At 65.2% G+C, this 12,342-nt stretch carries 10 protein-coding genes; 1 reads left to right on the top strand and 9 read right to left on the bottom strand.

The features are described 5' to 3' along the window. Positions 1-152: 152 nt before the first annotated feature. The 3 genes from VT03_RS23825 to VT03_RS23815 form a co-directional block, all read right to left on the bottom strand. Entirely contained in the window at positions 153-1,388 is a 1,236-nt protein-coding gene (locus VT03_RS23825; RefSeq protein ID WP_075095318.1) for an efflux RND transporter periplasmic adaptor subunit, read from the bottom strand. A 549-nt stretch (positions 1,389-1,937) separates the two neighbouring features. Continuing rightward, a complete protein-coding gene (locus VT03_RS23820; protein ID WP_075095317.1) occupies positions 1,938-4,310 on the bottom strand; it encodes an ABC transporter permease in 2,373 nt (790 codons plus the stop codon). A 64-nt stretch (positions 4,311-4,374) separates the two neighbouring features. Next, positions 4,375-5,127 carry an ABC transporter ATP-binding protein gene (locus VT03_RS23815; RefSeq protein ID WP_075095316.1) on the bottom strand — a complete coding sequence of 251 codons (753 nt, stop codon included), beginning with the start codon at positions 5,125-5,127 and terminating at the stop codon, positions 4,375-4,377. Positions 5,128-5,297: 170 nt separating this feature from the next. Between VT03_RS23815 and VT03_RS23810 the strand changes: the two genes are divergently transcribed. Then, a complete protein-coding gene (locus VT03_RS23810) occupies positions 5,298-6,182 on the top strand; it encodes a hypothetical protein (protein ID WP_075095315.1) in 885 nt (294 codons plus the stop codon). A 125-nt stretch (positions 6,183-6,307) separates the two neighbouring features. On the opposite strand, the gene VT03_RS23805 is transcribed toward VT03_RS23810, so the two are convergent. From VT03_RS23805 to VT03_RS23780, 6 genes are all read right to left on the bottom strand, one after another. Beyond that, complete coding sequence (locus tag VT03_RS23805) at positions 6,308-8,161, bottom strand: TlpA family protein disulfide reductase (RefSeq protein ID WP_075095314.1); 1,854 nt, start codon at positions 8,159-8,161, stop codon at positions 6,308-6,310. 119 nt (positions 8,162-8,280) lie between these two features. Next, on the bottom strand, positions 8,281-8,796 hold the full coding sequence (locus VT03_RS23800; protein WP_075097261.1) for a hypothetical protein: 516 nt from the start codon (positions 8,794-8,796) through the stop codon (positions 8,281-8,283). Positions 8,797-8,830: 34 nt separating this feature from the next. Beyond that, positions 8,831-9,553, bottom strand: coding sequence for a hypothetical protein (locus VT03_RS23795; protein ID WP_075095313.1), 723 nt, complete (start codon positions 9,551-9,553; stop codon positions 8,831-8,833). 160 nt (positions 9,554-9,713) lie between these two features. After that, complete coding sequence (locus VT03_RS23790; protein WP_075095312.1) at positions 9,714-9,902, bottom strand: hypothetical protein; 189 nt, start codon at positions 9,900-9,902, stop codon at positions 9,714-9,716. A gap of 34 nt (positions 9,903-9,936) precedes the next feature. After that, positions 9,937-10,221: a hypothetical protein gene (locus VT03_RS23785; protein WP_075095311.1), complete on the bottom strand. Its 285-nt coding sequence runs from the start codon at positions 10,219-10,221 to the stop codon at positions 9,937-9,939. A gap of 90 nt (positions 10,222-10,311) precedes the next feature. Further along, complete coding sequence (locus VT03_RS23780; RefSeq protein WP_075095310.1) at positions 10,312-12,177, bottom strand: sulfatase; 1,866 nt, start codon at positions 12,175-12,177, stop codon at positions 10,312-10,314. Positions 12,178-12,342: the final 165 nt, after the last annotated feature.

Genomic DNA, 12,342 nt, shown 5'->3' with positions numbered 1-12,342 from the left:
AAAACGGACGTCCGTTGTGTACCACGGTTCCTCACAGAAATGCCTCCGGCGGCAAGGGTCTGTGTTGTTTCTTTGGCCCTTGACCCCGGCTGCCGTGGCACGTTGGGTTTGAGCTAACAGCGCCCAGCCGGCAAGAACGTGGTTTGAGAAGTTTACTTGGCGACCGCGAGCCCCTTCACGCGATCGCCGTTTTTCAAACCAGCCGGCGGGGCGAGGATGATCTCGTCCCCCGCCTGGAGCCCCGAGGTGATCTCAACCTCGAACTCGTTCGTCAGGCCGATCTCGACCGACTTGAGACGGGCCACCTCCCCTTCCACCGTGTAGATCTGCCAGCGCCCCGTGGCGTCGCGGAACACCGCCGCCCGCGGAACCTTGAGAGCGTCGGCCTTCCGGTCCGTGAAGATCTTCACCCGCAGCCGGTAGTCCACGCCCAGCACCCGCTCCTGGGCCTGGAGCTCCGCGAGACCGGACGTGTCGAACGCAATCACCACCTTGACCCGCTGCTGCTCGACCCCGAGCGACGAGACCTTGGTAAACCCCTGCGGAAAGATCCGCGAGACGTGCCCCGTGATCGGCTTGGAACCGACCGAAGCCCCTTCGATCTGGACCGGATCCCCCACCTTCACCCGCACCACGTCCTGCGTCAGGACATCCGCCTCGATCTCCAGTTGCGAGAGGTCGCCGAGTTCCAGCAGCACGCTTCCGGCCGAGAGGACTTTCTCGTTCGAGACAGTCTTGCTCAGGACCGTCCCCGCGACGGTGGCGTGGATCTCCGCCCGCTTGCGGTCCCGCTTCGCCTGCAGAAACTCCTCGGCGTACTCCGTTTCGAAGAGCCGGAGCGCCGCCTCCCACAACAGCGTGTCGGCGGCGTCGACCTCATCTTCGCGGAGCTGGGCCTCGGCCTGGACCATCTGCATCTCCGCTTCCTCGACCTTGTTCTCCGTCGTGGCGCTGTCCTTCATTAGTCGCTTCTGCCGCTCCAGTTGCGTCTTCATGAAGTCGAACCGGGCCTGGCTCGACTGGACCTGGAGCTGGTTCGCCTTGCGGCGGTTGGCGATCGCCAGGAACGCCTGGACCATCCGCTCGACCTGCGACTTCTTCTTGACGACATCGGTCTCGAGGTCGTCCGTGTCCATGTGGGCCACGACCTGCCCCTTCTCGACCTTGTCCCCTTCGCGGAGCTCGATCGGGAGGATGCGGCCCTGAAGGGGCATTGTGATCTCGTAGATCTCGGGGACGCGGGTCTTGGCCTGCTCCTCGACGTAGGCGGTCATCTCGCCGGTCTCGACCGTGGCGACATCGACCGTCGTCGCCCGCCCGCCGACGCCGCGGCTGAGGACGTATCCGATCCCGGCCAGAACGATCACTCCGACAATCCATCGCCACATGGCGCTTTGCTCCGGGAGACAACGACAATCCGACTTCGAGGCGAATGAGTTCAGCCACGGATGAACACAGATTCACACGGATCAGGCAGCGAATGAGGCACAGGGTGAGTTTTGCGTGGTGTGGCTCTGGGGGGCGGATGGGCTCAACCCGCGTCCTTGCCGACACAGCGTTATAGCTCAAACCCAACGTGCCACGGCAGCCTGGGGTCAAGGGGTTTCGACCCCTTGCCGCCGGAGGCACTCCTGTGAGGAACCGTGGTAAGCAACGGACGTCCCCTTTGTGGTACCAGCGTTGAGGACTCCCTCAAAATTCACCGCTGGCGATGCAATCCCCGCGGGTTGGTAAGGGGGGCATACGGCACGTCGTCCGCGCTTGGACACGTGCTCCTTCAGACATCTTCCGACGGCCAAGCCTCCGGCGGGCAAAGGGGCGTTGCCCCTCTGCACTCCCCACCAGGGGTACCCCTGGACCCCGATTCTTGGGCCGGTCAGGCTGGGGGACGCCGATGCCAGTCCATGGTTCACAAACGACTGCGCAAGACTCAGCCTCTATTCCTTCGCATTCAACGCGTCCTTCCAATCGAACTGGTTAATCACCTGCTGGACAAGAGCCTGGGCCACAAAGGTGAACGTGATCCCCAGGACGACACTCCAGATGTAACTGGATCGGCTGATAACAAAGGGGAGCGTCACGACATCCGTCGCCATGAACTGGTCGATCTGCCACGACAACTGATAGCCGATCGGAATGCCGAGGACGATCCCGATCGTGTTGATAATCGCCGACTCGCGGAGGAAGAGTCCGCCGACCGCCGACGGCTGGTAACCCAGGACCCTGAATGTCGCCACCTCCTGCCGCCGCTCGGCGAGGGCGATGAGGGTCGACGTAACCATGCTGCCGCAGAACAGCGCTCCGCCGCAGACGATCATCACCGTCACCATGATGTTCAGCGCGCCGAGGTTCTCCTCCATCGCCCCCTTCAGCTCCTTGGCGGAGTTCGCCTGCTGGATCTGCGGAACCTCCTTGAGCGCGAGGTACAGCTCCGAGAGGGCGCGGGGCTCGGCTTTCAGCTTCACCTGAACCTTCGTGACGGTATCGTCCTCGTCCATCATCCGGTTGAGGTAACCGAACTCGGCGTACACGGCGTCCCCCGCGTAGCTCTCCACAATCCGGGCGACCGGAAGCTGGAGAGCGTCGCGGTTCCCCTTGGTCGGCAGGAACGTCACCTCGTCTCCTTCGCGGACCTGAAGCTTCTGCGCCAGGTGCCGACTCATCAGCAGTCCCGCCGACGGCAGGGAGACGCGGCGGCCTTCCACGTCGCGAGGGACGGTGAGGGTCGCCTCGGGAAGGAGTCCGGTGATACCCCCCCGTTCGGAGTACAGAAAGTGCTCGAACGTCCCGCCGATGGAGAAGATCGGCTCGGCCCGCTCGACGCCGGGGAGCCGCTGGACTTCGTAGAGAGTCTCGTAGGGCTGCTCGTCCTGGAGGGTCAGGTCGACGTCACTGACGAGGACCTTCTCGTAGGTGAACGAGAGCATCTCCGTGATGGCGTCGGTGATGTGGAGCACAAGGAGGATGATCGCGGTCCCCATCGTGGCGGCGAAGAGGTTCGTCGCCGTGCGGACCCGCTGCCGCTGGATGCTGCGGATCGCCATCTGCCAGCGGAACCCGAGCCGCTTCCACAGCCCGCCAATCCGCTCCAGGAACGTGCGATGCACGCTCGACGGCGGCTTGGGCCGCATGGCGGCGGCGGGCGAAAGCCGCAGGACCTGCTGGACGCCGTTGATCGTCCCGATCGTCGAGATCGCGAGGCTCAGCAGGACCGCGCCGGCGAGAAGCATTGGGATCGGCTCCGGCTCCAGGCGCGGGAATTCGAAGAAGGCCCGCATCTGGCCGAGCATCATCCCGACCTCCCACTGCCCGAGCGCCGCCCCGAGCAGCCCGCCCGCGAGGCCGACGACCGTTCCGAACTGGAGGTAGTGCTGCGAGAGGCTGACGTTGGAATAGCCGATCGCCTTCAGCGTGCCGACGATCGTCCGCTGCTGCTCGACGATCCGCATCATGAGGATGTTCATGATCAGGGCCGCCACGATCAGGAACAGCGATGGGATGATGAGGTTCACGGTCCGCATCTGGGCGATGCGGGCCGTGAGGAGGTTGTGGGCCGGCTGGTCGTCCCGCTCCGTCACCTGCGGCTCGCCGAAGGGGCGGAGGAAAGTCTCGATCCGCTCAAAGACAAGACGGCCCCGGTCGCGATACTCCGGGGCGAGGAGGCCGACGATCTGGTTGGCCGCCCCCTGATAGTCGAACGCCTCCTCGGCGAAGCTCTCCTTGATGTAGAGGATCGCGTAGTTGCGGTTGTCCGGCAGGCCGCCGGGCGGAATCGTCAGGGCGAACTCGGAGCCCATCGCGGTCCCGACGACGAGGAGCTCCTGGCTCTTGCCGTTCAGCAGGACGCTCAGGTGGTCGCCAGGGTGGATGTTCCAGCTCCGGGCGAAGCCTTCGTTGACGAGGACTTCTTCGTTCCGCAGCCCGGTGAAGTAGCCGCCGCTGCGGACGAGGACCTGGTTGATGACGGGGGCGGGATCGTCCGGGAGCGAGATGACGCGGCCGGAGATCGGGCGGTCGGCGGCGGCGATGTCGAGCGAGACCGGGAACGAGATCCGGGCCCGGGTCTCGGCGACGCCGGGGATCTGGTTCAGGCGTTCGAGGTCGTGCAGCGGAGCTTTCTCGACGTCGACCCAGAAGTCGGCCATCCGGCACTGGGAGTAATACGTCTGGAGCGCGGCATCGAGGTTGAGCGAGAGCGTCAGGAACATGACGAACGACATGATCCCGATGACGATCAGAAGGACGATCGTCGCCAGCAGTCCTTTGGCGGCCCACAGGTCGCGGCGGAGCTTGCGGTGCAGAACGCTCACGTGGCCACCCCCGCGGAGGCTTTCGCCACCGCTTCAGTCCCAAGCCGCGCAAGAGCGGAAAAAATCACCACGTCACCTCGGTCGCTTCGATGCGGTGCTCGTTGCGTTTCGCCTCTTCGATCGTCCCGGAGCCGATCCGCACCAGGAGATGCGCGATCCCCGCGATGGCGACGTTGTGCGTGATGATCAGAACCGTCTTCCCCAGTTCGCGGTTCAGCCGCACGAGGACGTCGAGGACGTGTCGTCCGGTCTTGAGGTCGAGAGCTCCGGTCGGTTCATCGCAGAGGAGCAGGTCAGGGTTCTTCGCAAGCGCCCGGGCGATGGCGACCCGCTGCTGTTCCCCGCCCGACATCTGCGAGGGGAAATGGTCGAGGCGGTGTTCGAGGCCGACCATCTTCAGGACCTCGATGGGATCGAGGGGAGACTCGCAGATCTCGGTGGAGACGAGGACGTTTTCGACCGCCGTGAGGGTCGGGACGAGGTTGTAGAACTGGAAGACGAAGCCGATGCGACGGCGGCGGTACTCGGTGAGTTCCCAGTCCGAGAACCGGCTCACTTCCTGGTCGCGGAAGTGGATCGTTCCGCTGGAGGGGGTGTCGATGCCGCCGACCATGTTGAGGAGCGTGCTCTTGCCCGATCCCGAAGGGCCGACGATGACGGTGATCTCCCGTTCACGGATCTCGAGGTCCACCTCCTGAAGCACAGGGACCGAGACCTCCCCCATCTGGTACGTCTTGCCGACGTTGCGGAGCGTCAGGATGGGAGTCGAGGCCGTGGCGGCGTGCGGAGCAGGGGTTGGAGCGGTGGCCTCGGTCATGCGGGGCTCGTGGCGCGGGGAGAGGAGGAGCCATCAGGATAGAGGAGGACGGTCTCCGAGCGAATGTTGCCGTCGGTCCCCGAACGCGGCCTGGCTGGAGCCTCGGCCCGATTGAACGATAGACAGTACGTCTGTAGCATCACGATCACCCCTTCTTTGAGGCCATCGTCATGCTCGGGTTCCAGGCCGCTCGTGTTGCCGTTGTCTCGTGTCTGCTTCTTCACGGGGTCGCAATCCAGGCCGACGAGCCCAAACCCGTTCCGGCCTCTCCCCCAGCCGCTGCCGATATCGCCGCACCCAGCGAAACGGACCTCGCCAGCGAGCGGATGAAGTTCATGACCGAGGCGGTCGCCCGCTACTCGGCTGTCGTGCCGGGGAAGGACAAACCCCTCACCTCCATCCCCCCCTGCCTGCGGTGGAACAACCCCATCAGCGGGTCGAGCGACGGCATCGTGACCGTCCTCACCGACGGCGGACGCCCCGCCATGATCGTGCAGTTCTTCAAAACTAAGGGGGCCAACGGCAACTGGGTCCACGAATTCGCTGTCACGGGCCCCCAGGGGCTCAAGCTCCAGAAGGACGGGCAGGACTTCTGGGAGCCGAGCGAGTTCATCCTGGCGTTCAAAGACGTCCCCGACGCCCCCGAGCCGGCCGACACCCCCGCCCGACGGCTGGCACAGATGCGGCGGATCGCCGAACGCTTCTCGCTGACGGACCACCACGGCTACCAGGACAACCAGATCGTGCCGACGCAGCTGCGCCTGCTGAGCACGCCCCTCTACCGCTACAAGGAGGAGGGAAAGATCACCGACGGCGTCCTGTTTGCCTTCGTCATGGGGACCGACCCCGAATGCAACGTGCTGATCGAGGCCCAGCAGGACTCAGGCGGCACGCGGTACCGTTACGCCTTCGCTCCCATGAGCATCTACCAGCTGGAGGCGGAACTCGACGGCCAGCCGGCATGGAGCATCGAACGGCGCAAGATCTTCCGGGAAGCCTGCAGGAAGTACTACGCCGGCAGCTACCAGCCGGCCCCCGCCGAGAAGGTTCCCTAACCAGGGGCGACCAGGGTGACCAGGGGTGAGACCCCTGGACCCGGTGGCCGTGGCACGATGGGTTTGAGCGAGCCACGCTGCGCCGGCGAGAACGGGGTTCACGCAATGGAGGGAGGGGCAGCCCTTCACTGACCGGGCGCGCCGCTCAGCGCCTTGTTGATCTGGTGAATCAGGAACCGGGTCTCGACGCGGCGGTGAATCCGCATCTGCTCCTCCTCATCCACCGTGTCAGGAATCGGCCAGACCTCGCCGGCGACCTGGAAACGCAGCTTCATCAGCGCGTTCATCTTCTCCTCGAACTCGGCGAGGAGGATCGGGTTCATCTCATCACAGGTCATGCTGGCATCCTGCGGATCGGCGTAGGCGATCTTGCCGTCCGGACCGATGATGACGGTCAGCGGAAACCCCATCACGCCATAGGCGGTCGTCGTGGCGGAGTCCTCGATCATCGTCCCGGAGTCGATCGCAGCCAGGTATTCCCAGCCGGTCTTCTTTCGGAACTCCTCGATTCGCTCCGCCAGGTCGTCGACGTCCTTCTCCGCATTGTGGATGCTGATGAAGGTGACCGGCTTCCCTTCGAACGGCTTTCGAAGCTCGTTGAGATGCGGGACGGACTCACGGCAGGCGCCGCACCACAGGCCCCAGAAATCGAGAACGACGACCTGCCCCTTGAGGTCCGCCAGGGTCCGCGGCTTCCCATCGAGCCACCGGGCAATCGTCAGCGGCGGGGCCTCCTGGCCGACTTTGACGAGCGGCTGCGGCTCAAGCGCACCGAGCATCTTGCCGGCGTCATGATCGAACAGCTTCTGGTCCGCCGCGAAGGGGAGGACGAAGAAGCCGGCGGGCCAGTCGCTGCGGAACTCGACGGTCGAGCATTCCCAGGTGTGGCGGCGATGGACGACGAGCGGCGGCCGCGGATCGTCGGCGGACTTCGGTTCCGGCGCCGCGGGGTCGCGGCCGAAGTCTTCGCGGACCGTCTTCACGGGATAGAACACGCCGCCGGCGAGTTCGCGGACCTCGCGGGTCGTTGTCACCTGGCTGGGCTCGGCGCGGTCGAAGCTGTCGACCGGCGCTTCGAGGACGAACTGCGTGTGCGCGAGCTTGAGCGGGATCGCGCCGCGGGCGAGGTCGAGCCACGCGCGGTAGCCGAGCTTGGTGTTCGCCCCTTCGGCGAGAGGGACCATGACGTCGACGACGGTCACGGTCCGGCCGTCGAGATCCTCCTGCCGGACGACGCGGTACTTGTCCGCGGGCTGGGAGAAGAAGGCGTCGAACGGATGGAGCTCCCAGGGGTCGCGGGACATGAAGTCGACATACGGCGGAAGCTCAACATGGTGCACCTGCCGGAAGTGCTTGTTCATGATGTAGGCGTGTCTGTCCGAGCCGTGCGTCCACCAGCGCGAGGCGGGTGTCGTTTCCGGGGCCCGGGAGAAGATTTCGTAGCCGGCGTACGTTGACCGGAGCGATTCGGTGGTCAGCGGCGCCTCGCTGAAGGTCCAGGCGCCGGCCGCTTCCTGGGTCTTGATCTGGCTGCGGGGAGAGCGGAACTGGTAGGCGTCGCCGTTGCGGAAGAGTTCGAGCAGGGTGAAGTGCTGGAACGCCTTGGCCTGGCCAGCGGGCATCGTTCGGCTTTTGCGGGGGCCGTCGATAACCTCGGCCTGCTGGAGGAAGGCGATCGCTTCCTCACCGACGAGGGTCCGGCCGTCGAATTCGATTTTGAGATCCTCCTTTTTCATGGCGAGGATCTGTTTGGTGAGCTGCTCCTTCTCCTCGTCCTGTTTGTTCCACTTCCGCGCGTCGGCGTCGGTGGCTTCGAGCGTGTAGAGGGATCGGAGGTGGACGTGCGCGAACGGTCTGCGATTGGCTTCGTTGATCCGCAGGATTTCTTCCCCGGTCGGAAGCGCGGCCTGGGCGGCGGAAGCGAACGAGAAGAGAAGGGTGCAGGCGAGAGACAGCAGTCGAATCCGTGACGGCGACATGACAAGGGCTCCTGGGTCGCGAGAACAGGAACACGATACGCCGAAAGGTGCCGGCGCGACAATTCGTGTTGGCGAAGCGCGTGCGGCGGGCCTGCGACGGTACCCGCCGCGGCCCGATGTCACTGGGCCACAGCGAGTTTGCGGCGGGAAAACCAGACGAGCACGGTCAGGATCCAGCCGCCGACAAATCCAACAAGGTAGCTGGCGGAGTGAGCCCAGAGATCGATCAGGAACGGGACGTGGCGTTCGGCGGGGACTGCCCTTGCGAGTCGCCCGACGAGCACGACCGCGCCGCGGCTGGCGAGGAGGCCGCCGATCGCCCCGGCGAGAACAGCGGACGCTCCCATAATGAGGAAGAGCCTGCCGAGGGGAGCGATCAGCGAAGCAGGGGAGCGTCTGGGGCGGGAACCGGCGCGGGCGGCGATGGCCAGCGGAATCCCGACGATGAGGCCGGCCCACCAGGTGGCGACGATGCCCCAGCCGAAGGCGAGGAGCGTCGGATCGTCGGTGCCGAAGATCGGCGGGTGCCCGATGGTGAAGTATTCCACGCAGATACGGGCGGTGATCTGGTCGTGGAGGATGCCGTAGAGAATGGCGGCGAAGATCGACATGAGGACGATGGACAGAAAGGCCACGGTGTTCTTCATGGGAGATAGTAAAAGTCGGGGGTCACGGGGGCGGAGCCCCTTTGCCGCCGGAGGCCCGCCGTGGCAAACGGTCCAAGCCCAACGCGGCTTCGATCTGTTCAGTTAGGTCAGTGAAGTCGATGATATCGACGGAGACGGGGGCGTGGCGTTCGGATTGATCTATCAGGGTTTCCAATCCCAGAGATAAGCCGCTGGGGTCGGAACCAGCCTCCTTGAGGGAAGCCTTCGTCACTTCCACGGACCGTCGAATCTCGTTGCTGAGATGGAGTCGAGCCACTGGAACCTTACAGAGGAACGTCGACGTCGGTCCGCCGAACACGACCGATTCGGCACCGTCGTAGAGCGGCACGCCCGCGAGCAGCGGTTGAAATCGAATGCAAATCGGGAACTTGTGGTCCCCGATTCGTTCAAACAGAACGCGAATGCAGTCGTCGCCGAGTTCGGCATCCGCCACGGAGACCGTCACGAGCGTGGAGAGTTCCGCCCCGCGAGACCCCTCAAAAAACGGCTGCTCACGGAATCGGACGGGCTCAACGGGGCGGTCCGGCCCCGGTTTCGTGCCCAACTGCCGGCGGACGTGGTCCCGGAACGACCTGACCGGTACCTCGATTTCCTGTTTCGGTGGTCTTCGTCCGAAGAGTGAACCAACGGTTTCCTGAAGCGACCATGTCGGTGCCTTGCGCTCCTGGGAATGGACTCCGGAGCAGACGAGCAGGACCATCACGATGAGCAGCGTGCGGTTCATGGGAATCCTCGCGGCGGTGGAGGACGACGGGCTGGCGATGCTCGTCGGGGCGGAAATGAGGCAGCTCCTTCGGCTGCCCAATGCGAGACGCTGAAGTAGCCCCGGCAGTTCCCGGAATCTCGTGGAGCTCAAAGGCTTCCGAGACTGGCGCGAACTCCGATCAGAAGTGGGGCCGCAGGAAGACGACAATCCAGACCGCGATCAAGACGCACTGGACGACCAGCCCGGCGAACACAATGTGCTGCGTTGGCTGCATCAGCCGGTGCGGGCGGTGACGGAGCCACTGGACGACGGCTTCGACCGTGACCATCGCGACCAGCAGGCTGACGGCGGGGAGCCAGGTCGTCATAGAGCCTCCCCCGGAACTGGCTGCCAGGACCGCATCACGCGGCAGGAGTCTTGGGACGGCGGAAGTCCATGATGACGCCGAGAACGAGCAGGACGATCCCGGCCGCCAGCAGTCCGAAGACGAAGTACCGCGTCACCGGAGAGGAGGCCGTCCCGACGGTCGCGATCGGCCCGCCGTTGATGCGGGCCACCGTCTGGGCGGCCAGTCGCATTCCGGTGTTCAAGTGCATCAGCGATTCTGCTTCCCGTCGAGAGCCTTCCTCCAGCACGTGAACCAGGGCGGCGCCGACGATCAGGATGCTTCCCGCGATCTGCGACATGTCTCTCGTTCTCCTTGGCCCTGAGTGAACGGCTCGCGTTCCTGCGAATGAAGGCAGCGAACGCCTCACTCCCTGTGCGGACTCTCTCCCCTACCCCGGCAGCGGCTTCTCTCCCAGGATGTGCCGCAGCAAACGGTCGATGTAGTCCTTCATCCGCGGACTCGCGCCGGGGGCGACCCGCGGGAGCTTTGCGATCTCCCGGTGTGTCCCCGCCGCCAGCGGGCCGAGGTTGTCGATCGCGTTCAGGGCCGCGACCGAGGAGAACAGTCCGTTCTGCCCCGCGTCCGCCTGCTTGATCAGCATCAGGAGCGCCCCGTCGTGCGTCACCCTGGGGCCCCGGCGGAGCAACGTCTCCGCCGCGACGATCCGCACGCTGGGCGACTTGTCGGTGAGCCGCTGCTCGACCTCGCGCAGGATCTCGCCGTTCGGGTTCCGGACGTGGATCAGCACTCCCATCATCCCCCAGTACCGGACCGTGCTGTCGGGGGAGTTCAGCAATCCTCGCAGCGTCGCCGCGTCGGTTCCGCGGGTCGCCACGTCCGCCGCCTTGATGACTTCGGCCGACGGATAGGACTCGTCGTGGCCGAACTCGTAATAGGACTTCGGGCCGGCCCGCAGAACGAGGTCCGCCTCCGGGACGAGGCCCACGTCCTTGATCTGGCCCATCCACATCAGGCACGCCGCCCGCAGCCGGGTCAGCGTGGCGGCGTGGGCCCGATCGGCCGCCAGGTTCTTGAGCTCCCAGGGGTCGGACTCGAGGTCGTACAACTCCTCGGTTTCACGCGGCTCGAAGAACCGGGCGTGCTCCGGCGCGAGCGTCTTGGCATCGAACGCCTTTCGCCATGCGATCGTCATCGGCGTTTCGAACATGTAGGCGTTGTGCTGGCCCGCCGGCAGTTCCGGATGGAAGTTGTGGACGTAGACGTACCGCTTGTCCCGCACCGAGCGGACGAGGTCGTACCGCTCGTCCATCCGGCCGCGGAAGCCGTGGAGGTAGTCCCGTTCGTTCGACGAGTATTGACCGAGGAACGGCCGCCCCTGGCACGTGGCCGGGGCGGAGATGCCGGCGAGGTTGAGGACCGTGGGACCGAAGTCGACGAACTCGACGAGCCGGTCGAGCTTTGCCCCGGCCTCATAGCCTTTGGGGGCGAGGCCGCGGAACTTCTCCGGGATGTGGACGATGAGCGGGACGCGGAGGCCTGAGTTGCAGGCCGAGCGTTTGCAGCGCGGCAGGCCCGGGCCGTGGTCTCCCCAGTAGAAGACGATGGTGTCTTCTTCCAGACCGTCGGCGCGGAGCTCGTCGAGGATCTTCCCCGCCTGCTCGTCCATCAGCGTCATCTGATCGTGGTACTGAGCCCAGGCCTCGCGGGTTTCGGGGAGGTCGGGATGGTAGCCGGGGATCTGGACCGTCTTGGGGTCGTGGACGAAGTTGTGAGGCCGAAGGCGGACCTGGCTTTCGTGCGTCGTCGTGAAGTTGAAGACGGCAAAGAAGGGCTGGCCGGGGTTGCGCTTCTTCCAGTGGGCCGTCTTGCTGGAGTCGCTCCAGACCTGTCCGGGCTTTTCGACGTTGTAGTCCTCTTTGACGTTATTCGAACAGTAGTAGCCGGCCTCGCGAAGAAGCTGCGGCCAGAGCTTCAGATCGGCGGGGACTTTGACGAGGCTCCGCATGTGTTCCGCTCCGAGGGAGGGGGGGTACATGCCGGTGATGATGGCGGTGCGGGCGGGGGCGCAGACGGGGGCGTTGGACCAGCAGTTGAGGTAGAGGGCGCTGCGCTGGGCGAGGGCGTCGAGGTTTGGCGTCCGGGCGTCCGGGTCGCCGTAGCAGCCGAGGTGTGGGCCGTTGTCTTCGCTGGAGATCCAGAGGATGTTGGGGCGGTCGGCGGCGTAGGTGGCCGGGCCGAGGGCGAGGACGAGGGCGGCCAGGATCGGAACGCAGAGATAGAGGCGTCGATGCATGGGGACTCACTTTGTCTCGATGGACGGGAGTGAGAGTACTTTACGGGACGGGTCGACCGGCGTGGAGTGGGCGAACTGGAGAGATGACCGGGGTCCAGGGGGTACCCCTGGTGGGGGATGCAAGGGGGCGAAGCCCTCTTGCCCGCCGGAGGCCCGCCCTTCTCG

The organism is Planctomyces sp. SH-PL14 (assembly GCF_001610835.1).
Lineage (GTDB): Bacteria > Planctomycetota > Planctomycetia > Planctomycetales > Planctomycetaceae > Planctomyces_A.
The sequence above is the reverse complement of the archived record's forward strand: the minus strand, read 5'-3'. Positions and strand labels throughout refer to the sequence as shown.

Excerpts from the sequence above, each read along its gene's own strand:
- VT03_RS23825 (WP_075095318.1), bottom strand. The coding sequence starts at position 1,388 with ATGTGGCGATGGATTGTCGGAGTGATCGTTCTGGCCGGGATCGGATAC.
- VT03_RS23815 (WP_075095316.1), bottom strand. The coding sequence starts at position 5,127 with ATGACCGAGGCCACCGCTCCAACCCCTGCTCCGCACGCCGCCACGGCC.
- VT03_RS23810 (WP_075095315.1), top strand. The coding sequence starts at position 5,298 with ATGCTCGGGTTCCAGGCCGCTCGTGTTGCCGTTGTCTCGTGTCTGCTT.
- VT03_RS23805 (WP_075095314.1), bottom strand. The coding sequence starts at position 8,161 with ATGTCGCCGTCACGGATTCGACTGCTGTCTCTCGCCTGCACCCTTCTC.
- VT03_RS23795 (WP_075095313.1), bottom strand. The coding sequence starts at position 9,553 with ATGAACCGCACGCTGCTCATCGTGATGGTCCTGCTCGTCTGCTCCGGA.
- VT03_RS23790 (WP_075095312.1), bottom strand. The coding sequence starts at position 9,902 with ATGACGACCTGGCTCCCCGCCGTCAGCCTGCTGGTCGCGATGGTCACG.
- VT03_RS23785 (WP_075095311.1), bottom strand. The coding sequence starts at position 10,221 with ATGTCGCAGATCGCGGGAAGCATCCTGATCGTCGGCGCCGCCCTGGTT.
- VT03_RS23780 (WP_075095310.1), bottom strand. The coding sequence starts at position 12,177 with ATGCATCGACGCCTCTATCTCTGCGTTCCGATCCTGGCCGCCCTCGTC.